The organism is Metabacillus mangrovi (genome assembly GCF_009711125.1).
Taxonomy (GTDB): domain Bacteria; phylum Bacillota; class Bacilli; order Bacillales; family Bacillaceae; genus Metabacillus_B; species Metabacillus_B mangrovi.
Genome location: NZ_WMIB01000008.1, coordinates 72,613 through 94,854, shown reverse-complemented (window position 1 = coordinate 94,854; position 22,242 = coordinate 72,613). Strand labels below are relative to the sequence as shown.

Genomic DNA, 22,242 nt, shown 5'->3' with positions numbered 1-22,242 from the left:
TTGAATCACTCCTTATCGGAATCTAAGTATCTCTTGTTTGCGAGTCCGCTCTTTCGGCGGTAAAAGATAAGTCCTGCGGCAATCAGAATCAATACAATCGAAATCACCTGGGCAATCCGCAAATCGGCCGTGAGCATCAGACTGTCGGTTCTCATGCCTTCGATAAAATAGCGGCCGATGGAATACCAGATCACATAGGAGAGAAACAATTCGCCTCTTTTTAAGTTCACTCTTCTGAGGAAGATAAGAAGGGCAAAGCCTGCAAAGTTCCAGAGTGACTCATAGAGAAAGGTTGGATGATAGTACTGGCCGTCTATGTACATTTGGTTAATAATAAATTCTGGAATGAAAAGACCTTCAAGAAATCCCCTTGTTACCGGCCCTCCAAATGCTTCCTGGTTGATAAAATTTCCCCAGCGGCCGATGGCCTGACCAAGAATAATACTTGGTGCAGCGATATCAGCAAGCTTCCAGAACGATATTTTTTTTACCCTGGCAAAAATAACCCCTGTTGCGACAGCTCCAATCAAGCCTCCATGAATGGCGAGCCCTCCCTGCCAGATTTGCGGGATCATCGCCGGGTTCTGTGAATAGTAGTCCCATTGAAACGCAACATAATAGAGCCGGGCACAAATGATGGCAATCGGAATGGCAAACAGAACCAAATCGACAAATGTATCTTTATGCATCCCGCGCCGGATGCTTTCCCTGACCGCAATCCACAGTCCGAGAAGAGCTCCAAGTCCGATGATAACGCCGTACCAGTGAACCTGAAGCCCGCCAAGTTCAATGGCTATAGGGTTAATCGGCTGAATTGCTGCTAGCATATCTTTCCACTCCTCTTTCTACAGCTGAAATTTTTAACGGTCTCCTTCTTCGATTACATCAGCAAGCTTTGTTGTAAATTGTTCAGCTGCATTTAGCCCCATTCGCTTCAAGCGGAAATTCATGGCTGCCACTTCGATGATGACGGCCAAGTTTCGGCCCGGACGAACTGGAACGGTGAGCTTCTGGATATCCGTATCGATAATCTTCATCGTCTCCTCTTCCAGACCGAGACGGTCGTACTGCTTCTTTGGATCCCATGTTTCAAGGTCAATGACGAGTGTAATCCGTTTATTGCTGCGGACTGCACCTGCACCGAAAAGAGTCATCACATCAATAATGCCGAGTCCGCGGATCTCAAGTAGATGCTCGATCAATTCCGGAGCATTTCCGATCAGCGTATTCTGGTCCTCCTGCCTGATTTCCACGCAGTCATCCGCTACCAGGCGATGGCCCCGTTTCACAAGTTCGAGAGCCGTTTCACTTTTTCCGACCCCGCTTTTCCCAATGATCAGCACACCGACACCGTAAATATCCACAAGCACGCCGTGAACGGCTGTCGTTGGAGCAAGACGGCTTTCAAGAAAGTTCGTCAGATGGCTGGACAGCCTGGTTGTTTTCATATTGGACCGCAGAACGGGTACTCCGGTTTTTTCAGATGCATCAACGAGCTCCTGCGGAATATCCATTTCTCTCGAAACGAGGATTGCCGGTGTGATCGGACTGCACAGCCCGGCCATCCGCTCTTCTTTCTCGAACCGGCCCAGCTTCTCAAAAAAAGACAGCTCCGTTTTTCCGAGTATTTGAACACGTTCCTTCGGATAATAGGCAAAATATCCGGCTATTTCAAGGCCTGGACGGGAAAGGTCACTTGTCGTTATCGGCCTGTTAATTCCTTCTTCTCCGCTGATCAGTTCCATTTTAAATTTGTCCATAATGTCCTTCGTACGAACCTTAGGCATCATAAATCCCCCTTCTAAGAAACCGCTTTTGTAAAATCTTCTTTCATTTTAGCACTTTTGCCCATGAGGATATAGTCTTTCAGAAGGTCATTAAAAAACCTTCTCATCACAAGAAGGTCATTTATATTTCAGCGTATACGGTTTTTCACGCTCTTTATTCAAATAAGGCGAATAGGTCCGAACCACCAGCTCATCCTGTCTCCATTGAATCACTTTCATGTATCCGCCCCCTCCCTGAGGAAAACCCTGGTAGTTCGCCATCAGCTGATGGACGATTCTCCCCTCTTGGGGCCGATCCGTTTTTGCGGCCTCCCCGTAATAATGGCCGCTTAATACGAGCTTCACATTCGGGTTCGGTACAACGACTTGCCGGTAAATCTTTTCTCCATTGTAGCTCCTCGTACCGCGAAAGGTCAGATAATCATGGACAGCCAGCACTGCTTCTTTATCCTGGTTTTCTTTAAGCACTGTATTCATCCAGTCCAATTCTTTCTTTCCGGCACTGCACCAGCCCATGTATACGAAAAGCCTGCCTCCGGCTTCGTCATAATGGCCGCAATTATCGAGAAACGCCCCCTTATAAAAGGGCTTTTCCTTAAAGCGGTGCTCTCCAAAAAAGCGGTAGTACGGCTGAAGCCCCTCTTCTTGCTTGAAATCATGATTTCCCGGCAGCAGCCCATAAGCAAACCCCTGCTGATCCAGCTTGCTGAATGCGATGTGATTCCTTTCCCACTGTGCAAACTGATTTGGATTATGGACGAGGTCCCCTGTATGCACAAGATACGAATGGCGCTGAGTTGACCTGTTTTTCAAAATCCAGTTCATCTGGCTCATCAGGATTTCCGGGTAATCCTTCGCATAATACTGGGTATCACTCATCCAAACAAAAGAAAAGCCCTCATCGGCATGGCCTTTAAACGGAGCCGCCGTTAAAACAACAATAACCGTTGCAATTAGACCAGCCCTCATGTATCTCATCGTCATCACCTGACCGTTATCATTCCCCATTAGATGAAAACCATGAGAAAAAAGGAGCGGTCCGGTTAGGGAAATGAAGCGAAAAAACCCCCGGAAATGTCCGGGGGTTTTGCTTTTTATTCAATACGATTGAGGTGCTTAACTCCTGCAGGGAAAACAGCACTTCAAGATGCCCTGCAGAATGGAAGCACACCGTCTGATTTGACAGCTTTATTAGGAAATCAGCAGAACTGAACTTCAACGGACAGTTCCTATTTGTTCTCTCTCATCGGCTGAAGCACTCCTTTTTGCACGACCAGATGCAGAAGGGAAATGACGATAGAGGCTAATAATGCGGTTCCGAACCCGCTGATGTTAAATGAATCGCCGAGCAGCGCCTGAGTGATCATCAGCGTAATCGCATTAATCACAAAAAGAAAAAGCCCCAGGGTCAGGACCGTTACCGGAAGAGTAAGCAACACAAGGAACGGTTTGATCAGGAAATTTACAATTGAAAGGACGAGACTTGCCAATACAGCAGCCCAGATCCCGGCGAGCTGGAAATTTTCTTTAAAAAGGAGCGCGCAGACCATCAATATAACCGCATTGATGAGAATGCTCGCAACCCATCTAAGCACCGTACGGACCGCTTTCTTTTGGCAGAACCATCGCAAGGACTGCGTACACAATCACGAATGGCAATCCGGCTGTAAAGAGAGCCGCCAGTACATATGCAATACGCAGCACATTCGCATTAAAGCCGTAGCGGTCAGCTATGCCTCCTAATACACCTGCAATTTTTTTGTTTGTAGTAGATTTGACTAGTTTCTTCATCAAGATTCACCTCTCCTTATGCTTTAAGACAACAGAACCTGTTTTCGAATCGGCAAATACGGACAGTCCACCTTCTGAAGCTTCATTCGAACGGAAACGCAGTTCTTTCGCAATCGAATCATGCTTCTCTGCTGTAATTTCAAGAGCATCCAGATAGCAGTGCAGTGAGCCAAGATTCGTTTTAAGCTCTCCGCTCGTTTTTACATCACGCGGAATGGAAATCTCGACGCTGCCAGTGGCAGCACTGCAATGTATGGTTCTGCATTCAGGATCCGCCGCGTTAAGCATGATTTTACCGTTGAAGCTTTGAAGGTCGAGTTTTTTGCCTGTTCCACTGACATCGATCATCCCATGAATGGTTTCCGCTTCAAGCGTTTCGAATCGATGACCTGAACATTTAATTTGTCCGTTTGCCGTTTCAAGTTCCGCTTTACTGCCGGCCATCCCGGTTAATGAGATCATACCGTTGGCCGTCTTTGCTTTAAAATCCTTTATAGTTAGCTGTTCCCCTCTAATCGGGCCGCTAAACAGTTTAACTTTTCCAGAATCATAGGCCCGGTCAGGCAAATAAACGAGGACATTCGCTTTCATAGATTTTTTTTCGCACGCAACCTTCAGCTTGCTTCCTTCCATTTCACAATAAAAGTTTTTCAAGAATGCTTCTTTCGCTTCCAGTTCACTCTCTGTCTGAAAGACCTTCGCATCACATTCAATCCGGACTTCATCGCCTGACCACGGTTTAAAATCCACATGACCGTTTACGATTTGAATATCCCACTCATTCATCCCTTCTCCGCTGAACTGGAACACATGCGGCACATCAAATGAACTTCCGATGGCTAGATCAAGATCCAGCTCCTTTACTTTCTTTACGGCCGTATCAATCCAGTTCATCAGTTTGGAAGCTGTTTTCCCCTGCCCGTACTGAGCTCCTTCTGAAGAAGGATTTTCCGTTTCCTTCTCCTCTTTCTTTAGCAAAATGGAAGGTGAGAACGAAGCCCAGTTCTTTTCGTGGCTTTCCTTCTCCTGATCGAGCTTTTCAATGAGGGACAAAGCCTCTTCGACAGAAAGCTTGCCTTCCTCCACGAGCTTGAGAATTCTTCTGCGTTCTTCTTTCACTTTAACTCCTCCTTATCCCTTCAGCCTACTATCACCTTATTCGTGATTTTCGTGTACCATCCCTTTATGTTAAAAGCTTGATTCCTTTTACCAGATTCCAGATGAATACAGCGGCGTTTACACCAAGCAGCAGCAGCATTCCGCCAACTACAGCAATCCCGCCAATCCACTCACTTCCGGAAGCAGCCGCTCCCAGAAAAACAAAGAAGTACAGGAAAATCGAAATCACCGGTACAAGATGGGAGAGAAGCGATGCCTTCGCGTGCCTCTTTGTTTCATAATCTTCGGTAACAAAATAAACCACGATAGGTAGTAAAAACGGAGCAAACAACACACTGAAATAGCACAGGGAAGAAATAATCCGGTCAGAATGCATGATTGAACATCTCCTTTTAAATTGATACGAATGAGAAGAAGCAGGGTTTCAAGTTTTTAGCCCGGCATCACAAAAAGCAGCCTTCTTACTGAACCAAATATCCTCTCTCTAGCGGGATCTCCGCCTTTCCTCCTATCCCTCTTCCCCTCTGATTGGCCTGTGCATGCCCACCGAGCCCGTATGTCCGACAGAATGCTGTTTCAATATAGCCCAGTATTTATATTGTATTAGGCTATGCGATTTCTTAACGCATGGAAACGGAATAATTTGGTTAAAAGGGAGATAGGGAGAATCGCAGCAAACACCTGAACGTGGAAGGTTCCCGCCTAGCAAAAGCGCTGGAAGCTTGACTGAGTATAAGCTAACGCTCCGACTGCCGTTTTAAACAGGAAAACCCCCAAATGGAGATCTGCCATCTTGGGGGTTTTATTCATCCGTCACTTAACAGCCGCTTCTTTTTCTTTCACCAGCTCTTCCATCCGCTTGCGCTCGCGTTCAATAATTGGCTTTAGATAGCGGCCTGTGTAGGAGCCTTGGTCCTCCATCACTTTTTCCGGCGATCCGGAAGCAATGATCTGGCCGCCTCCGCTGCCTCCTTCCGGCCCGAGGTCTACAAGATAATCGGCTGCTTTTATGACATCCAGATTATGCTCGATGACCAGAACTGTATCTCCATTTTCAACGAGACGCTGCAGCACCTTAAGGAGCCTTGCAATGTCGTCAACGTGGAGACCTGTCGTCGGTTCATCAAGGATGTAGAGCGAACGTCCAGTGGAACGCCTGTGCAGTTCAGAAGCAAGCTTCACTCGCTGTGCTTCCCCTCCGGATAGAGTAGTCGCCGGCTGACCGAGCGTAATATAGCCGAGCCCAACGTCGTATACCGTCTGCATTTTACGGTGGATCTTCGGAATGTTTTCAAAGAAATCCAGGGCGTCCTCAACGGTCATCTCCAGAATATCGGAAATGTTTTTCCCTTTATATTTCACTTCAAGTGTTTCCCGGTTATACCGCTTCCCGTGGCATACCTCACATGGCACGTAGACATCCGGCAGGAAGTGCATCTCAATTTTGATAATTCCGTCTCCCCGGCACGCTTCACAACGGCCGCCCTTCACATTAAAGCTGAAGCGGCCTTTTTTATAGCCGCGCACCTTCGCCTCGTTCGTAGAAGCAAAGACATCTCGGATATCATCAAATACACCTGTATACGTAGCAGGATTGGACCGTGGTGTCCGGCCGATCGGTGACTGGTCGATGTCAATGACTTTATCCAGATGATCGATGCCAAGGATCTCTTTATGCTCACCCGGCTTTGTTTTTGCTTTATGCAGCCTCTGGGCAAGGGATTTATGGAGTATTTCATTTACGAGTGTACTTTTCCCGGATCCGGAAACACCGGTAACGGCGATAAACATACCGAGCGGAAATTTCACCGAAACATCCTTCAAGTTGTTTTCCTGCGCCCCTTTGATTTCAATAAAGCGGCCATCCGGTTTTCTTCTTTCCAGAGGAAGCGGAATAAATTTCTTTCCAGACAAATACTTCCCTGTCAGGGAGGCTTCATCTTCCATCACTTCCTTCGGTGTACCGGCGGAAATGACATTTCCGCCGTGAACACCTGCTCCCGGGCCAATATCAATGAGATAATCGGCAGCAAGCATCGTATCCTCATCATGCTCGACGACAATGAGCGTATTGCCGATGTCTCTCATATTCTGAAGCGTTTCAATCAGACGATCATTATCCCGCTGGTGGAGTCCGATGGAAGGCTCATCCAAAATATACAGCACGCCTGTCAGCTTGGAGCCGATTTGAGTAGCAAGCCGGATTCTCTGTGCCTCGCCTCCTGAAAGAGAGCCGGCTGAGCGGTTTAACGTCAGATAATCCAGGCCTACATTTATAAGAAAACTCAGTCGTTCACAGATTTCTCTTAAAATAAGGTTGGCAATCTTCATCTCTTTTTCTGTCAGCTGCAGATGCTTAAAGAAATCGTGCGCTGCGTGAACAGAAAGAGAAGTGGTTTCCCCTACATGGCGGCCATCAATTTTCACGGCGAGTGTTTCTTTTTTCAGCCTGTATCCTTTGCAAGTCGGACATGGCTGCTGGGCCATGTATTTCTCCATCTGTTCTCGGATGTAATCAGAGCTTGTCTCGCGATAGCGGCGCTCAATATTTTTCATAACACCTTCAAACTTAATATAGCTTTCTCTGACCTGTCCGAAATCATTTTCATAGCGGAAGTATATTTCGTCCTTCCCGCTTCCGTATAAAATTTTATCCAGCTGGTTTTTCGGAAGATCCTTTACGGGAACGTTCGTCTCAATTCCATAATGGCTGCACACTGCGTCCAGCAGCTGTGGATAATACTGGGAACTCGTCGGCTCCCATGGTGCAATCGCATGCTGCTTGAGGGTCAGGTGCTTATTCGGAACGACCAGTTCATAATCCACTTCCAGCTTAGACCCAAGCCCATCACAGGCTGAGCAGGCACCGAAAGGACTGTTGAACGAGAACATTCTCGGTTCCAGCTCTCCAATCGAAAATCCGCAATACGGGCAGGCGTGGTGCTCACTGAAAAGAAGCTCTTCTTCCCCGATTACATCAATCATGACTCTACCTTCACCAAGGGCAAGAGCAGCTTCAAGGGAATCACTCAGCCGTGCTTCGATCCCTTCTTTTATAACAATCCGGTCAATAACAACTTCAATAGAATGCTTTTTATTCTTTTCGAGGACAATCTCCTCTGAGAGCTCCAGCATCTCACCGTTAACACGTACCCTGACGTATCCCTGTTTTTTAATATCTTCGAGTGATTTGGCATGCGTTCCTTTTCTTCCGGAAACAACCGGTGCGAGGACCTGCATTTTTGTACGCTCCGGGAATTCCATCAGCCGGTCAACCATCTGCTGGATCGTCTGGGAACTAATCTCGATTCCGTGATTCGGACAAACAGGCCTGCCGACCCTTGCATACAGCAGGCGCAGATAGTCATAGATCTCCGTCACAGTACCAACAGTGGAACGCGGGTTCCGGCTCGTTGTTTTTTGATCGATGGAGATGGCCGGAGACAGACCATCAATGGAATCCACATCCGGTTTGTCCATCTGTCCGAGAAATTGCCTTGCATAGGCAGACAGCGATTCTACATAACGCCTCTGCCCTTCTGCATAAATTGTATCAAATGCCAAAGATGATTTTCCGGATCCTGACAGTCCGGTCAGGACGACAAGCTGATTGCGCGGAATCGTAACATCAATATTTTTCAGGTTATGCGCCCTGGCTCCCTTTACAACAATATGTTCACTGGCCATACTTTCGTCATCCTTCCGCTTTAAGCTCAATTAGCAGGTCACGAAGCTCGGCAGCCCTCTCGAAGTCGAGTCCTTTTGCTGCTTCCTTCATTTCGGTTTCCATTTGCGCGATGACTTTTTCCCGTTCTTTTTTCGTCATCTTCGCAAGCTTCGGTGCTGCTTGATCTGTATCTTCGTCCACCGCTTCCATCGTCGCCCGGATTACATCGCGGATATCCTTCTGGATGGTTGTCGGTGTAATACCATGTTTTTTATTGTATTCTTCCTGAATTTCGCGGCGGCGCTTTGTTTCATTTATCGCTACATCCATTGAGTTGGTTATTTTATCTGCATACATGATCACATGGCCGTTCGAATTCCTTGCCGCACGGCCGGTAATCTGAATAAGGGACCGCTCTGAGCGGAGAAAGCCTTCCTTATCGGCATCGAGGATGGCAACAAGGGAAACCTCCGGAATATCAAGTCCTTCCCTTAAAAGGTTGATCCCCACCAGAACGTCATGCTTACCAAGCCTCAGATCCCGGATAATCTCAATCCGTTCAAGTGTCTTAATTTCAGAATGCAGATACGTAACTTTAATGCCAATTTCCCGGAGGTAATTGGTCAGATCCTCAGACATTTTTTTCGTAAGGGTCGTGACAAGCACCCGTTCATTTCGTTCCACTCTGGCATTGATTTCGCCGATCAAATCATCAATCTGCCCCTGAATCGGGCGGACCTCGATATTAGGATCGAGAAGGCCGGTCGGCCGGATAATCTGTTCAATCATTTCAGGAGTGTGATCAATCTCATATGGCCCCGGTGTAGCCGATACATAAATCATGTTCGTCATGTGGTTCTCGAACTCATCAAAGCGCAGTGGACGGTTGTCCTTGGCAGAAGGCAGACGGAAGCCATGATCAACGAGAACCTGCTTACGGGCCTGGTCCCCGTTGAACATTCCCCGGACCTGCGGAAGAGTAACGTGCGACTCATCAATGACAATCATAAAATCATCCGGAAAGTAATCCAGCAAAGTATAAGGAGTGGAGCCTGGCGGCCGGAGTGTCAAGTGCCTGGAATAGTTTTCGATTCCGGAGCAGAATCCCATCTCCCTCATCATTTCCAGATCATATCTCGTTCTCTGTTCGAGCCTCTGGGCTTCAAGCAGTTTGCCGGCTTCGCGCATTTTCACCAGTTCTTCATCCAGCTCTTTCTCGATGTTCCCAATGGCAATCTTCATCTTTTCTTCACGGGTTACGAAGTGGGAAGCCGGGAAAATTGCAACATGCTCGCGTTCGCCAAGAATTTCTCCTGTCAGGGCATCCACCTCGCGGATCCGGTCAATCTCATCACCAAAGAATTCAACCCGGATGCAGTGTTCATCCCTTGAAGCAGGAAAAATTTCGACGACATCTCCGCGCACTCTGAACGTCCCGCGCTTAAAATCAATATCATTCCGCTCATATTGAACATCGACAAGCTTCCTGAGCAGCTGGTTCCGCTCAAGCTCCATGCCTGTCCGCAGCGAAACAACAAGCTCCTGATACTCCTCCGGCGAACCGAGACCGTAAATGCACGAAACACTTGCAATGATAATGACATCTCTGCGTTCAAAAAGGGAAGTGGTAGCTGAGTGGCGAAGCTTATCAATCTCGTCATTGATGCTCGCATCCTTTTCAATGAACGTATCCGTCTGGGGGACATATGCCTCCGGCTGATAATAATCGTAATAACTGACAAAATACTCTACTGCATTGTCAGGGAAAAACTCCTTGAACTCGCTGTAGAGCTGCCCTGCCAGCGTTTTATTGTGGGCAATCACGAGGGTAGGCTTATTCACTTCTTTTATCAGATTGGAAACGGTAAACGTCTTACCGGTACCGGTAGCTCCAAGAAGCGTCTGGTGCTTCTTCCCCTCTGCAATTCCTTCAACCAGCTTTTTAATGGCAGCGGGCTGGTCTCCCTCTGGCTTGTATTTCGATACCAAATTAAACTGCTGCTCCACTCCACTGACCCCCAATTCGCACAAAATATTGTTTATATTTTACCATACTTAGAATGGAATAATCCAAGAATACGAACTAATGTTTGTAAATCCTTCATTCATATCCTACAGTTTTCCCGCTTTTCCATGACTGCAATCTTTTTTATTAAGATGGATGCGTGGAAAGGATAAATTCGGTTAGGAGGATGGGTTTAGAATGGAAGTTTGAGACCCAGATGTGGGGTGGAGGATGGATTTAGTTTTGCAGGCAACAAGGGATTGAAGTTTGAAACTGCTGAAACCCTGGGAGGTAAAGACAGTTTGGCACGTTGAGGTCTTTTTTGGGCACGTAGATTGAGTGGAACGGCACGTATAGGTGGTGGTTAGGCTGGTATTACTTGGGTTTGAGCACGTAAATTCAGTTTGGTACGTTGAGTCCACTTTTTGGCACGTCCTTTGAGTGGAGCGGCACGTTAACGGACTGGTTCGGCTCGTATTACTTGGGTTTCGGCACGTAAATCCAGTTTGGCACGTTGAGTCCACTTTTGGGCACGTCTTCTGAGTGGAACGGCACGTTAACAGACTGGTTCGGCTCGTATTACTTGGGTTTGAGCACGTAAATTCAGTTTGGCACGTTGAGTCCACTTTTTGGCACGTCCTTTGAGTGGAGCGGCACGTTAACGGACTGGTCGTATTTCAGGGTTTGTGGCACGTAAATTCTGTTTTGCAGAACGTGGTCAATTCTGTAAATTATGTTTTCAGCTGTTCGGTCAGGTCAGGCAGACCAGTATGGAAGCATCCGGTTCCGGCACATAAAAACTCTCCCTTCATTAAGGGAGAGCTGTTTTCACTTATTTAAATGGTTGGGTTTCCTGTTCATTTTTCTGGCAAAGATTGCTCCTGCCACTAATGAGACAGCATCCAGGCCCACTATATAGTCAAACTGGGTATATCCTTTTAAATAAGAAGCAATAATCAGCGCTGCGGTTAAGGCTGTGCCTACGATATAACTATAGGTGACCCTTGTGAACAGCACAACAAGGACAAACGGAAAAATCAATGCGACTATGGCTTTAGTCAGCATCGGGCACTCCCTCTTCTCTGTGAGTAATGCTTTTATTCTATCATGCTTCAGCCGATTTCAGCCAGACCTTCCAGGCTGTTTAGTTGCTTGTGCGGCTTGAAGCCAAGACGGGATAGCGGTTCCTCTTTCCGGTTGATCCATACCGTTTTGAAGCCGAAAGATGCTGCTCCTGCGATATCCCATTGGTTACAGGATACAAAGAGGATGTCTTCCTTGGCGGCCCCCAGTTTTTCCATTGCATAGCTGTAGGCAGCAGGTGCGGGCTTATACTGGCGGATTCCATCTGCACTGATGGATCCAATTAGCTCTTCAAACCCGTTATGCCTGATAAGAGGGTCCAGCATTCCTTTCGTGCCGTTGGAAAAAATAGCGGTTTTTCTCCCACTTAGCTGTTTCAGTACGGTTTCTGTTTCTTCAAAAGGTTGCAACTGCTCGTAAGCTTTGAATAAGGTGTCTATCCTTTCCGTGTCATAATTTTCACCCATCTGATCGAGAGCAGCCTGCAGCCCCTTTCTTGTAAGCTGGTCGAACGGTTCGTATTTTTGGGTCAGCTGGCTCAAAAAACAATATTCGAGCTGCTTTTCCCTCCACAGCCGGCTGATTGATTCCCCTTTTCCCTCATAAAACTCCTCGCATTTTTCTTTTACTGTATATACATCAAATAGCGTACCATACGCATCAAAAAGGATTATTTTCGCTGACATTTCTCCGCCTCCTTACCTTATGGGTTTACTATTGCACAATATAACGGCCTCAAAACCTTCGAGTGCGCAAAAGTGATTGCAAGAAAGAAAACGGGTATCATGTAGTTTAGGACAGACGGTGAAAATTGGAGGAATAACCTATGGAAAAGTATCCAGAACTTTTTTCTGAACACATGCTCGGACCGTACAAATTAAAAAACCGGTTTATGGTTTCTCCGATGACCCGGATCAGTGCAGATGAAGATGGGATGCCCAACTCCCGCATGGAACGCTATTATAAGCGTTTCGCAAAAGGCGGTTTTGCAGCGGTTATTTCTGAGGGGATCTATACAGATGACCGATACAGCCAAGGCTACTACAATCAGCCCGGCCTTGTAAGCGCCGGCCATATTGCAGCCTGGAGGCCGATTACAGAATCCGTGCAAAGCAGCGGTGCGGTTATGATCGCCCAGCTGATGCATGCAGGCGGACAGTCTCAAGGGAACATTTATATAAAGCAGACTGCAGCTCCTTCTGCAGTCGCACCAAAAGGAGAAAAGCTAGGTTTTTATGGCGGCTCCGGACCGTATCCTGTTCCAAAAGAAATGAGTGAACAGGATATTTCTGAAGTGAAAAGAGGCTTTGCAGCGGCTGCAATGAATGCACGGCAGGCCGGGTTTAACGGAGTGGAGATTCATGCAGCGAACGGCTATTTGCTTGATGAATTTCTCACCCCTTACTTTAATGAAAGAGAGGACTCCTACGGCGGATCGCTGCAAAACAGAATGCGATTTTTAATGGAAGTCATCTATGATGTTCAGCAGGCAGCAGGCAGCGGAATGATTGTCGGAATCCGCATTTCCCAGGCTAAGGTTTCCGACAGCGGCTACAAATGGCGGAAAGGAGAGGAAGATGCGGAAGAGATTTTTTCTCTTCTCGGCAAAACGCCTCTCGATTACATTCATGTTACCGATGCAGATGGCTATGCGCCCGCATTTGGAGACGGAACAAGGTCCCTTGCCGAAGCGGCTAAGGAGTTCAGCGGTCTGCCGGTGATCGCAAACGGCAAACTGCAGGAGCCCAGAAAAGCCTCTGCTCTGGTAAACGCGAATACTGCAGAATTCATCAGCCTCGGTACGGGCGCATTAGCAAACCCTGATGCTCCTAAAAGGATCAGAAAAGGAAAAGAACTGAAAGAATTTAATCCGGAAGAGATACTGATGCCACTTGCCGATATTAAAGATTCAGAGCTGTAACCGCCATTATCTGGCGGTTTTTTTGAATGCCTTTCTTAGAAAAATGATATAATAAAAGCATTACATAAGAGAGGAGGTGAACAGAGATGCTGTTCGACTTAGATTTTCTGAATGACGTGGGGAATTTAATCGTCCTTTTCTCCCTTATCATTTCTGCAGGCGGGACCCTTGCTGCTGCTTTTACCGCCGGTAAAGCGCTGAAGGCCGATCTGTCCGTAAAGAGCATGTGGCAGAACGCTTGCTCAGATCCAAAGCCATCCAGGTTGTTTACCGGAGGAATGGACCAAATTCTCATCTGGATCAGCAGGATTATGAAAATGGCCTCCGCACCTGATGATGATGGAGACCGCCGCCCTTTCTCGTATACACAACAAGCTAAACAATACGAGGAGGGCATATATGCCAAACCAAACATCTCTGTTCACATTCCTTAAACGGTCAAGTATTTTTATTCTGCTGTTTTCGGTCCTGCTGCTGAGCGGCTGTCAGGCGGATCATACACCGATCAGCAATGAAACAGCCGGATTTTTCAACCATTTTGTCGTTTTCCCATTTTCCATGCTGATTAAATTTGCGGCCTCTCTCTTTAGCGGAAGCTACGGGGTTGCGATTATTATCGTGACGTTCCTTGTCCGGCTTCTTCTTATGCCTTTTATGATGAAGCAATATAAAAACCAGCAGGTTATGAAGAAAAAAATGGCCATTATCCAGCCGGAAATGAAGAAGATTCAGGAAAAATACAAAACGAAGAAGAAAGATCCAGAATCACAGCGCTTGATGCAGCAGGAAACCTTAAAGCTCTATCAGACGCACGGCTACAACCCGCTTGCAGTCGGCTGTCTTCCAATCCTGATCCAGACACCAATCCTGTTCGGCTTTTACTTCGCGATCCAGCGGACCCCCGAGATTGCAGCCCACTCCTTCCTGTGGTTTGACCTCGGCAGCCCGGATCCCATCATGCCGCTGATTGCTGCTGCTGTTTACTTCCTGCAGGCAAAAGTGTCGCAAATTGACATGCCGGCCGAGCAGCAAAAACAAATGGCGATGTTTGCCTATGTGATGCCGATCATGATGGGAGCAGCTTCCTTTGGTGCAGCTGCATTCCTCCCGCTCTACTGGACGATCGGCGGAATTTTTGTTGTTTTGCAGACCCTGCTCGCAAGGCAGCTTTACAGAGAAAAAGGAACTGCGGTGCCGAAAGCACTTGAGAATTGATTGGAGAGCGTCCCTAGTTGGGGCGCTTTTTTTGCATCGAATAACGGCGCTTGAGACCGGTTGGGCAGTTTCCGGTCTCAGAAGACGCTATTCCGCTGGATTTTAGTGATCTTCCCTGGTTTCGGTCTCAGGAGACGCTATTTTCGCCAAAGTGACCTGATTTTACGGTTTCGGGAGCGAATAGCTGCATCTGAGACCGGAAGTTCACTAGATAGTGCTTTCACCTTAGAAATAAGGTCCCTGGAGACCGAACGCGCAGTTCCCGGTCTCAGGAGACGCTATTTCGCGGAATTTTAGTGTTCTTCCCTATTTTCGGTCTCAGGAGACGCTATTTTCGCCAAAGTGACCTGATTTTTCCCTCTCAGCAGGAAATAGCTGCATCTGAGACCGGAAGTTCACTAGTCAGCGATTTCACCACTGAAATAAGGTCCCTGGAGACCGAACACGCAGTTCCCGGTCTCAGGAGACGCTATTTCGCGGAATTTTAGTGTTCTTCCCTGGTTTCGGTCTCAGGAGACGCTATTTTCGCCAAAGTGACCTGATTTTTCCCTCTCATCAGCAAATAGCTGCATCTGAGACCGAAATTCTAAGAGATAGCGCTTTCACCACTGAAATAAGGTCCCTGGAGACCGAACGCGCAGTTTCCGGTCTCAGGAGACGCTATTTCGCGGAATTTTAGTGTTCTTCTCTATTTTCGGTCTCAGGAGACGCTATTCCGCTGGATTTTAGTGTTCTTCCCTGGTTTCGGTCTCAGGAGACGCTATTTTCGCCAAAGTGACCTGATTTTTCCCTCTCAGCAGAAAATAGCTGCATCTGAGACCGGAATCCTAAAAGATAGCGCTTTCACCACTGAAATAAGGTCCCTAGAGACCGATCGCGCAGTTTCCGGTCTCAGGAGACGCTATTTCGCCGGATTTCAGCGTTCTTCCCTGTTTTTAGGTCTCAGACAACGTCACAGAAATCCCTGCCTTATCCCTGTTTCCCCCTGCTAGCCCCCCCACAAAAAACCAAAAAACCCCGCCCGGCAATCTGCCGGTTGGGGTTTCTATTTATTGACCGGAGTAGCTTTGGTAATCGTTGCTCTCCAGGAGATCAATGAGTTTGATGTCTTTGTTGTTGTCTCTGAAGTAGCGGTAGGTGAATTCGTTTTCGAACAGGACGGCGTATTGGCCGTAGCGGTCTTTGACGAGCATGCTCCGGTTGTCGAATTTTTTCCGGTCGACTTTGTCGCCGTCGATCCAGCGGGCGATCCGGTCTCCGAGGGAGGTGAACTCGATTTCTGCATTGTATTCAGAGCGCATCCGCTCCTCGAACACTTCAAATTGCAGCTGGCCGACTGCTCCGAGAATGATGTCGTCGGTCAGTTCCTGGCGGAAGAGCTGGATGGCGCCTTCCTGTACGAGCTGGTCGATTCCTTTTTTGAACTGCTTGGATTTCATGACGTTTTTCGCCCGGACTTTTTTGAACATTTCCGGCGGGAACTGCGGAAGTTCCTCATATTCAAACCGGTCTTTTCCTGCAGTGAGGGTATCACCGATCTGGTAGGCGTTCGGATCATAGATTCCGATTATATCTCCAGGATAGGCGACGTCGACGGTTTCCCGGTCACCTGCCATAAACGACTGAGATTGCGAGAGCTTAATAATTTTGTTCGTTCTGCTCAAGGTGACGCTCATTCCGCGTTCAAAAGTGCCGGAGCAGATGCGCAGGAAAGCAATCCTGTCTCTGTGCTTTGTGTTCATGTTTGCCTGGATTTTAAAGACATAGCCTGAGAAATCTTGCTTCTCCGGTTCGATGAAGCCTTCATTTGTGCGGCGCGGCTGAGGTGAAGCAGCGAACTGAAGGAAGGTGTCAAAAAACGTCTGAACTCCGAAATTGGATAGAGCGCTTCCGAAGAAGACAGGTGTCAGTTCACCTTTCCGGACACGCTCCGGATCAAAATCGTTCCCTGCTTCATTCAGCAGTTCAAGTTCTCCAAGGGTGTCCTGGTACGTTGGGTTTTCATATATATCCGCCGCTTTTTCTTCCATTTCGTCCACCTTATATACCGATTCTTCTTCGTTTCCGTTGAAGCGGACAAAGGATTCGGAGTAGCGGTCATAGATGCCGAGGAACCGTTTTCCCATTCCGACCGGCCAGTTCATGGGATAAGATTCAATTCCAAGTACTTCTTCGATTTCCGCCAGCAGTTCAAGCGGGTCGCGTCCTTCGCGGTCAAGCTTGTTCATAAAGGTGAAAATCGGAATACCGCGCATCCGGCACACTTTAAAGAGCTTGATGGTTTGCGGCTCCACGCCTTTAGTGGAATCAATAATCATGACGACGCTGTCAACAGCCGTCAGGGTACGGTACGTATCTTCACTGAAATCCTCATGTCCGGGAGTGTCCAGAATGTTTACATGGAAATCATGGTAGGGAAAGCTCATAACACTGGAGGTAACGGAAATTCCGCGTTTTTTCTCGATTTCCATCCAGTCGGATGCGGCAAACTTGCCTGATTTTTTTCCTTTGACTGTTCCTGCAGAACGGATGACATTTCCGAATAGCAGCAGTTTTTCGGTCAGGGTCGTTTTCCCGGCATCCGGGTGGGAAATAATCGCAAACGTTTTGCGCTTATCAATTTCCTGTTTTAAATTCATGTATATAACCTCGTTCTATATCAGTTTATTCAGCTCTGAAATCAGAGTTGGCTGTCCAGATGCACTTCAAAAAATATACCATAAACAGACGTCAAAAAGCTATTGGCTCTGCCGCCCATTTATCCTATTCGCCGCCATCCATGAAAATGTGATGACTCTTTCCTATTTTTCATGCTGGAAAAGGAGTTTCCAGATAAAACGTCAAACTTTTTAAAGGAGAAATGGGGGGATGAACATGACAATCCTGTTGCATGAAAAACTGAAACTCCGCTATCCAATCATCCAGGCACCCATGGCAGGCGGAATAACAGGGCCGGAGCTTGTAAGCGCCGTTTCAAAATCTGGCTGCCTCGGATCGATTGGCGCAGGCTATATGAAGCCGGGAGACCTTTCCTCCTTAATTTCGGAGGTGAAGGCTGAAACGGAGCTTCCTTTCGCAGTGAATTTGTTCGTGCCGGAGAGTCAAAATGTTTCCGAGAGCGAAATCAAAGTGGCTTATGATGCACTTCAGCCTTACCGCGGGGAGCTTGGGATTTCAGAAACCATGCCAGCGCTTCAAGAAATGGCCAGTCCCTACCATGAACAGCTGGAAATCGTGCTGAGAGAAAACGTGCCGGTCGTCTCCTTTACATTTGGCATGCCGGCCTCGGAGGAGGTTCGGGAGTTAAAAAATCAAGGCGTTTTTATCATCGGCACGGCCACCTCCGTCATGGAAGCCATTTTGCTTGAGGACCGGGGAGTGGATGCCATCGTCGCACAGGGGAGCGAAGCCGGGGGCCACCGCGGGACGTTTTCGGGACCGTCATCACAGCATTTGCTCGGATTAATGTCGCTTGTTCCGCAAATTTGTGATTTTGTATCTGTCCCTGTCATCGCAGCTGGAGGAATTATGGACGCACGCAGTTTCAGAGCAGCCCTCCAGCTTGGCGCTCAGGCCGTTCAGATGGGTACAGCCTTTCTGACAACTCATGAGAGCAGTGCCCATCCTGCTTACAAGGAAGCCGTATTAAATGCACGAGAAGATCAAGTAGTCGTGACGGCTGCATTTTCCGGAAAAGAAGCACGCGGAATCAAGAATCAATTTATTCACGGCATGGAGAATGAGACCAGAATCCTTCCTTATCCGCTTCAAAATGAACTGACGAAGAGCATCCGCAAGGCGGCAGCAGAACAGAACGATGCTGAATTCATGTCTTTGTGGTGCGGCCAGAGCCCTCGTTTGAGCCGGAGCCAGTCAGTAGAGGAACTGGTGAATTCCATTATTCACGCGAACAAGGAGGCAAGAACGTGAAGATTAAGATCATACAAGCAGAAGAAACCATTCCGCTGCGGCAGCAATTGCTCCGTCCCGGGCGGCCGCAGCATGAGTCCGTCTATGATACAGATTCAGCAGACACGACCCTTCACCTCGGGGCCCGGCTGGACAGCAAGCTGATCAGTATCGCCACCTTTTCAAAGGAGAAGTCTTCTTTTTTCAGCGAGCCTGTTCAATACCGCCTGCGGGGAATGGCCACCCTTACAGAATATCGCGGAATCGGTTCTGGAAGCCGATTGCTGAAAGAGGCAAATCAGCTTTTAATTGAACGCAGCGCTGGTCTGTGGTGGTGCAATGCCAGAATGAGCGCAGCGAACTTTTACAGAAAACAAGGGCTTTCTGTAATTGGGGGTGAATTTGATATTGTTGGAATTGGCGCACATGTGGTGATGTACAAATCCTTGAAATAATGACTCACCGGCGATGGTTCCAGTGAGTCATGCCACCTATTTTTTCTGCAAGTGCTCTGTACAGTTATACAAACCGCACGTCCATCTTTCATCCTCAAAATGGAGATGGGTAATCGATGTATTACCGAGCGGCAGCCGCTCCTCTTCTGCAGGAGCGATCTTCTCCAGCAAATGGCGGATAAAGGATCCATGGGAGACGATCAGGATTTTTTTTCCGCGATGTTCCCTGAGGACGTCATCTATAAAGGACAGCCCCCGGTTCACGATCTCCTCCGGCAGCTCCCTGCCAAGATCCATTTCTCTCCATCGGCTTCCCCATTTCTCCAGCCGCTCTGCTTCAGTGGTTCCTTCAATCCGTCCCCCTCCTGTTTCCCGGAGCCGTTCATCAGTCTTAACAGAAATTCCTCCAAGGCTTTTGCTTACTGCTTCAGCTGTCTGCCTTGCTCTCTGCAAAGGACTTGAGTACAAAAGATCCCACTCTTCGTCTTTAAGCCTGGCCGCAAGCAATTCCGCCTCCTGCCGTCCTGTTTCATGAAGCGGAATGTCTGAGCTCCCCTGGGCTCTCCCTTCCATATTCCATTCCGTGATGCCGTGTCTGATTATACCAAGCTTCGTCATTTCTTCACTCCCTCTCCTTACATACCCTTCATTATAGTATGAGAGTGGGCCACTGTCCTCCTTGACACTCTTGGTCTCCCATGCTAAAGTACATTAAAACCAAGTAAACTTATAGGATATATTTTTTTATGAAGAGTGAACGAGAGATCTGGCTCCATGACTTCACAGCAACCGCCTGACGGAAAGGTGCTCCTGCCAGCAAAGCTGTCTGCTTTGGCCGATAAAGGGAATGTCAGCATTCGAACCTTTCTGAAGCAGCGGGCAGCAGGAAGGTTATTTATTTTGTTCCACTAAGGAGGAGATCTGCATTGAAGGAAGTGAAAAAAGTGATACCCGGCGCCCAGTCCTTTTCAATCCATAAAAGTTCAGAGCAGGCCGTTCTTCTATGTCATGGTTTTAACGGAACTCCGCAAAGCATGGAAGCCCTTGGTGAACAGTTCGCTTCCTTAGGGTATTCCGTTTATGCTCCTAGACTCGCCGGCCACGGCACCTGCCCTGAGGATATGGAATGCAGTACGGCTGAGGAATGGTACCAGACGCTTGAATCCGCTTATTTGAAGCTGCGTGCCCGTTTTCAAAAAGTGTACGTCATCGGTCAATCTATGGGAGGAAGCCTGACCATCAAGCTCGCTTCTGCCTATCCCGACATCGATGGAATCGGTCTAATCAATGCTGCGCTGGAGGTTCCTGATTATGAAAACATTCATGGCAGCGATGGATACCTGGAAGAGGGTGCACCTGACATTAAAAACCCAAATGTGAAAGAGATCGCGTATAACCGGGTTCCTCTGCATGCCATTGCGGAGTTAAAAAAGGCAATGAAGGAAGCATGCGTTAAACTGAAGACTGTCAGCTGCCCTGCCGTCATTTTCTGCTCACCGGAGGACCATGTCGTTCCTGCCGCCTGCTCGGAAAAGATTTACCACATGATTGCCTCTTCTATAAAAGAGTACATTCTTCTGCCCAACTCTTATCACGTCGCATCGATGGATTATGACCTGAACAGGATTGCAGAGGAAGCAAACCATTTTTACGCACGCAAAACAGCCCATCCTGCTAAAAGGATGAGCATGTAGTCATTATGCTGCAGACCGTTCATTCGCAAGAAGTCTTGCCTGAACCAATCTTCTTCTGGCTTCCACTCCGATCCAGCTGGCAAGGGCGGCTTTTATCAGCCCTACCGCAATGAACGGCCATACCCCGATCGCCATCGCTTTATCCCAAGGTACGTTTAGCACGATTTTCAGCCAGACGGTCCCAAACAGCAGCGTGATCAGCATCCCGGCTATATTCGCTGCCAATGCCCAGCGGAACGTGAAGGCGGTCTTTTCCAGAATCCATCCTGTGGCAAACGCGGCAGCGATAAATCCGATGATGTACCCGCCTGTCGGTCCTGCAAGAATATGCAGCCCCCCTTTTGCCTCCGCAAAGACGGGCAGACCTGCTGCTCCAAGTCCGGCATAAACAGCCATGGCTGCAGCCCCATACCGGCTTCCCAGAATAACGGCTGTTATCCCTACTGCCAAAGTTTGCCCGCTGATCGGCACAACCGGCAAAGGAATTTCAATCTGTGCGAAAACCGCTGTCACGGCTGCGAACATCCCGCTGTAAATCAGCATCCGCAGTCTTTTTCTTTGTTGCTCCATGCCCATCCCCCTCAATATGTTAACTTAAATCAAAGTAATGTTAACATAAATAGGCCATCTAGAAAATATAATTCCCACCTCTCCACTTCTTTTCCAGGGTCTGTTTTCTCGGGCTATTGAAGGCAACCGCATAAATCCCGCTGTTTTCTGTGCTTTTTTCAAATAAAAGATGCTTGTCCCCCAGCAGCAGACTGTTCTCCTCTTCCCCTCTCTCCAACTGCAGCCATTTCGCCCACTCAGCAATTGTTTCGGCGGGCTTCTTGCAGTGGATCAGAATATGCCCGATGCCCTTGATTCCGTTTGGATGGGGTGCCAGAGCTCCTGCTGAAATCAGCTCTTCCCGGCGCACGTGATCAGGATCTCCCCATTCAATAAAGAACGGCAGCTCCTCATTCCCGCCGGAAAAGAGCATCCTCCAAGTGATTTCTTTTCCATCAGGACGGACTCGTCTTCCTTCAAACGGGCCTTCCACCGGCATTCCTGCAGAGTTCAGGCTTTGCAAAAGCTCATCCATATTTCCAGTCCGGATAGCCAGTTGTGCAAATCCTTCCTGCTTCATAGCGGCGCAGTGCCTGATAAGCGGGTTTACCGATTTTCCGGCTTTCTCTTCATCTGTAACCGCCAGAAATTCAATATAGTCCAGATCGAAATAGCATAAATGGTTCGCTGTTCCCCAATCGGCATGGCTCCCGCCAGCAGCTGTATGAAACCCAAGCAGCTGAAATGCTGCTCCAGCCCGGTCTGCAGGCTTCTCAACAAAATGAACGATGTGATCAAGCATCATTTTGCGATCCCTCCTCTTTCTTCCACTTTAGCGGGAGGAAGAGGAAACGGCAACTATTCCCTTTCTTTTTCCCTATCCGGCCTGATCAGGAGATCCGCCGCTGATCTGCCCCTGTACTCGGCACCCCACCAGTCCTTCAGCACCTGTACCGTATACCAGATAAACAGCAATCCCGAAGCCGCCAAAATCAAATCCTCCATCGCCCGTCCTCCTTTTTGTTATTCATATGAACGGGATGGATG

General features: G+C 48.1%; 22 protein-coding genes and 1 riboswitch. Of the genes, 6 read left to right on the top strand and 16 right to left on the bottom strand.

What is annotated here, in order from left to right; genetic code table 11:
* Positions 1-5: 5 nt before the first annotated feature.
* The 11 genes from lgt to GKZ89_RS10135 form a co-directional block, all read right to left on the bottom strand.
* Positions 6-827: a prolipoprotein diacylglyceryl transferase gene (gene lgt / locus GKZ89_RS10185; RefSeq protein ID WP_155112300.1), complete on the bottom strand. Its 822-nt coding sequence runs from the start codon at positions 825-827 to the stop codon at positions 6-8.
* Between the two features lie 33 nt (positions 828-860).
* Positions 861-1,787 carry an HPr(Ser) kinase/phosphatase gene (gene hprK / locus GKZ89_RS10180; RefSeq protein ID WP_155112299.1) on the bottom strand — a complete coding sequence of 309 codons (927 nt, stop codon included), beginning with the start codon at positions 1,785-1,787 and terminating at the stop codon, positions 861-863.
* Between the two features lie 117 nt (positions 1,788-1,904).
* Positions 1,905-2,765: a metallophosphoesterase gene (locus tag GKZ89_RS10175; RefSeq protein ID WP_162356696.1), complete on the bottom strand. Its 861-nt coding sequence runs from the start codon at positions 2,763-2,765 to the stop codon at positions 1,905-1,907.
* A 251-nt stretch (positions 2,766-3,016) separates the two neighbouring features.
* A complete protein-coding gene (locus tag GKZ89_RS10170) occupies positions 3,017-3,382 on the bottom strand; it encodes a phage holin family protein (protein WP_162356693.1) in 366 nt (121 codons plus the stop codon).
* Positions 3,375-3,578, bottom strand: coding sequence for a PspC domain-containing protein (locus GKZ89_RS10165; protein WP_155112344.1), 204 nt, complete (start codon positions 3,576-3,578; stop codon positions 3,375-3,377). Before GKZ89_RS10165 ends, GKZ89_RS10170 begins: the two co-directional genes overlap by 8 nt.
* A 6-nt stretch (positions 3,579-3,584) precedes the next feature.
* Positions 3,585-4,697 (bottom strand): DUF4097 family beta strand repeat-containing protein, encoded by a 1,113-nt coding sequence (locus GKZ89_RS21490; RefSeq protein WP_155112297.1) that lies wholly within the window; start codon positions 4,695-4,697, stop codon positions 3,585-3,587.
* Positions 4,698-4,761: 64 nt separating this feature from the next.
* Positions 4,762-5,073, bottom strand: coding sequence for a magnetosome magnetite crystal formation protein family (locus GKZ89_RS10155; protein WP_155112296.1), 312 nt, complete (start codon positions 5,071-5,073; stop codon positions 4,762-4,764).
* A 437-nt stretch (positions 5,074-5,510) separates the two neighbouring features.
* On the bottom strand, positions 5,511-8,384 hold the full coding sequence (gene uvrA, locus GKZ89_RS10150) for an excinuclease ABC subunit UvrA (protein WP_155112295.1): 2,874 nt from the start codon (positions 8,382-8,384) through the stop codon (positions 5,511-5,513).
* 7 nt (positions 8,385-8,391) lie between these two features.
* Complete coding sequence (gene uvrB / locus GKZ89_RS10145) at positions 8,392-10,371, bottom strand: excinuclease ABC subunit UvrB (RefSeq protein WP_162356691.1); 1,980 nt, start codon at positions 10,369-10,371, stop codon at positions 8,392-8,394.
* A gap of 826 nt (positions 10,372-11,197) precedes the next feature.
* On the bottom strand, positions 11,198-11,434 hold the full coding sequence (locus tag GKZ89_RS10140; protein ID WP_155112294.1) for a CsbA family protein: 237 nt from the start codon (positions 11,432-11,434) through the stop codon (positions 11,198-11,200).
* Positions 11,435-11,481: 47 nt separating this feature from the next.
* A complete protein-coding gene (locus GKZ89_RS10135) occupies positions 11,482-12,138 on the bottom strand; it encodes a haloacid dehalogenase type II (protein ID WP_155112293.1) in 657 nt (218 codons plus the stop codon).
* 140 nt (positions 12,139-12,278) lie between these two features.
* Here GKZ89_RS10135 and GKZ89_RS10130 point away from each other — a divergent pair, with 140 nt between their 5' ends.
* The 3 genes from GKZ89_RS10130 to yidC all read left to right on the top strand — a co-directional run bounded on the left by GKZ89_RS10130 (position 12,279) and on the right by yidC (position 14,588).
* Positions 12,279-13,373, top strand: a complete 1,095-nt coding sequence (locus tag GKZ89_RS10130) for an oxidoreductase (RefSeq protein WP_155112292.1) — start codon at positions 12,279-12,281, stop codon at positions 13,371-13,373.
* 86 nt (positions 13,374-13,459) lie between these two features.
* On the top strand, positions 13,460-13,807 hold the full coding sequence (locus GKZ89_RS10125) for a hypothetical protein (RefSeq protein WP_155112291.1): 348 nt from the start codon (positions 13,460-13,462) through the stop codon (positions 13,805-13,807).
* A complete protein-coding gene (yidC, locus tag GKZ89_RS10120; protein WP_155112290.1) occupies positions 13,773-14,588 on the top strand; it encodes a membrane protein insertase YidC in 816 nt (271 codons plus the stop codon). The genes GKZ89_RS10125 and yidC overlap by 35 nt, the downstream gene beginning before the upstream one ends.
* A gap of 1,049 nt (positions 14,589-15,637) precedes the next feature.
* On the opposite strand, the gene GKZ89_RS10115 is transcribed toward yidC, so the two are convergent.
* Entirely contained in the window at positions 15,638-17,227 is a 1,590-nt protein-coding gene (locus tag GKZ89_RS10115) for a peptide chain release factor 3 (protein WP_155112289.1), read from the bottom strand.
* 229 nt (positions 17,228-17,456) lie between these two features.
* Between GKZ89_RS10115 and GKZ89_RS10110 the strand changes: the two genes are divergently transcribed.
* Both GKZ89_RS10110 and GKZ89_RS10105 read left to right on the top strand, forming a co-directional pair.
* Entirely contained in the window at positions 17,457-18,518 is a 1,062-nt protein-coding gene (locus GKZ89_RS10110) for an NAD(P)H-dependent flavin oxidoreductase (RefSeq protein WP_241680200.1), read from the top strand.
* Positions 18,515-18,952, top strand: a complete 438-nt coding sequence (locus GKZ89_RS10105) for a GNAT family N-acetyltransferase (protein ID WP_155112288.1) — start codon at positions 18,515-18,517, stop codon at positions 18,950-18,952. Before GKZ89_RS10110 ends, GKZ89_RS10105 begins: the two co-directional genes overlap by 4 nt.
* Positions 18,953-18,988: 36 nt before the next feature.
* Here GKZ89_RS10105 and GKZ89_RS10100 read toward each other — a convergent pair whose 3' ends face one another.
* On the bottom strand, positions 18,989-19,570 hold the full coding sequence (locus tag GKZ89_RS10100; RefSeq protein WP_155112287.1) for a histidine phosphatase family protein: 582 nt from the start codon (positions 19,568-19,570) through the stop codon (positions 18,989-18,991).
* Between the two features lie 123 nt (positions 19,571-19,693).
* Positions 19,694-19,797: riboswitch (SAM riboswitch) on the top strand.
* Positions 19,798-19,887: 90 nt separating this feature from the next.
* Between GKZ89_RS10100 and GKZ89_RS10095 the strand changes: the two genes are divergently transcribed.
* Positions 19,888-20,646: an alpha/beta hydrolase gene (locus tag GKZ89_RS10095; RefSeq protein ID WP_338324919.1), complete on the top strand. Its 759-nt coding sequence runs from the start codon at positions 19,888-19,890 to the stop codon at positions 20,644-20,646.
* A 3-nt stretch (positions 20,647-20,649) separates the two neighbouring features.
* Here GKZ89_RS10095 and GKZ89_RS10090 read toward each other — a convergent pair whose 3' ends face one another.
* The 3 genes from GKZ89_RS10090 to GKZ89_RS10080 are packed head-to-tail and all read right to left on the bottom strand — an operon-like array spanning position 20,650 to position 22,200.
* Positions 20,650-21,216, bottom strand: a complete 567-nt coding sequence (locus GKZ89_RS10090) for a biotin transporter BioY (protein WP_155112285.1) — start codon at positions 21,214-21,216, stop codon at positions 20,650-20,652.
* A gap of 58 nt (positions 21,217-21,274) precedes the next feature.
* Positions 21,275-22,000: a VOC family protein gene (locus GKZ89_RS10085; RefSeq protein ID WP_155112284.1), complete on the bottom strand. Its 726-nt coding sequence runs from the start codon at positions 21,998-22,000 to the stop codon at positions 21,275-21,277.
* Positions 22,001-22,053: 53 nt separating this feature from the next.
* Complete coding sequence (locus tag GKZ89_RS10080) at positions 22,054-22,200, bottom strand: hypothetical protein (protein ID WP_155112283.1); 147 nt, start codon at positions 22,198-22,200, stop codon at positions 22,054-22,056.
* Positions 22,201-22,242: the final 42 nt, after the last annotated feature.

Coding starts and splice junctions, on each gene's coding strand:
- GKZ89_RS10125 (WP_155112291.1), top strand. CDS start 13,460: ATGCTGTTCGACTTAGATTTTCTGAATGACGTGGGGAATTTAATCGTC.
- uvrA (WP_155112295.1), bottom strand. CDS start 8,384: ATGGCCAGTGAACATATTGTTGTAAAGGGAGCCAGGGCGCATAACCTG.
- GKZ89_RS10110 (WP_241680200.1), top strand. CDS start 17,457: ATGAACATGACAATCCTGTTGCATGAAAAACTGAAACTCCGCTATCCA.
- GKZ89_RS10175 (WP_162356696.1), bottom strand. CDS start 2,765: ATGAGATACATGAGGGCTGGTCTAATTGCAACGGTTATTGTTGTTTTA.
- GKZ89_RS10115 (WP_155112289.1), bottom strand. CDS start 17,227: ATGAATTTAAAACAGGAAATTGATAAGCGCAAAACGTTTGCGATTATT.
- GKZ89_RS10140 (WP_155112294.1), bottom strand. CDS start 11,434: ATGCTGACTAAAGCCATAGTCGCATTGATTTTTCCGTTTGTCCTTGTT.
- GKZ89_RS10100 (WP_155112287.1), bottom strand. CDS start 19,570: ATGACGAAGCTTGGTATAATCAGACACGGCATCACGGAATGGAATATG.
- yidC (WP_155112290.1), top strand. CDS start 13,773: ATGCCAAACCAAACATCTCTGTTCACATTCCTTAAACGGTCAAGTATT.
- GKZ89_RS10085 (WP_155112284.1), bottom strand. CDS start 22,000: ATGATGCTTGATCACATCGTTCATTTTGTTGAGAAGCCTGCAGACCGG.
- GKZ89_RS10155 (WP_155112296.1), bottom strand. CDS start 5,073: ATGCATTCTGACCGGATTATTTCTTCCCTGTGCTATTTCAGTGTGTTG.
- GKZ89_RS10130 (WP_155112292.1), top strand. CDS start 12,279: ATGGAAAAGTATCCAGAACTTTTTTCTGAACACATGCTCGGACCGTAC.
- GKZ89_RS10165 (WP_155112344.1), bottom strand. CDS start 3,578: ATGAAGAAACTAGTCAAATCTACTACAAACAAAAAAATTGCAGGTGTA.
- lgt (WP_155112300.1), bottom strand. CDS start 827: ATGCTAGCAGCAATTCAGCCGATTAACCCTATAGCCATTGAACTTGGC.
- GKZ89_RS10135 (WP_155112293.1), bottom strand. CDS start 12,138: ATGTCAGCGAAAATAATCCTTTTTGATGCGTATGGTACGCTATTTGAT.
- GKZ89_RS10080 (WP_155112283.1), bottom strand. CDS start 22,200: ATGGAGGATTTGATTTTGGCGGCTTCGGGATTGCTGTTTATCTGGTAT.
- GKZ89_RS10090 (WP_155112285.1), bottom strand. CDS start 21,216: ATGGAGCAACAAAGAAAAAGACTGCGGATGCTGATTTACAGCGGGATG.
- hprK (WP_155112299.1), bottom strand. CDS start 1,787: ATGCCTAAGGTTCGTACGAAGGACATTATGGACAAATTTAAAATGGAA.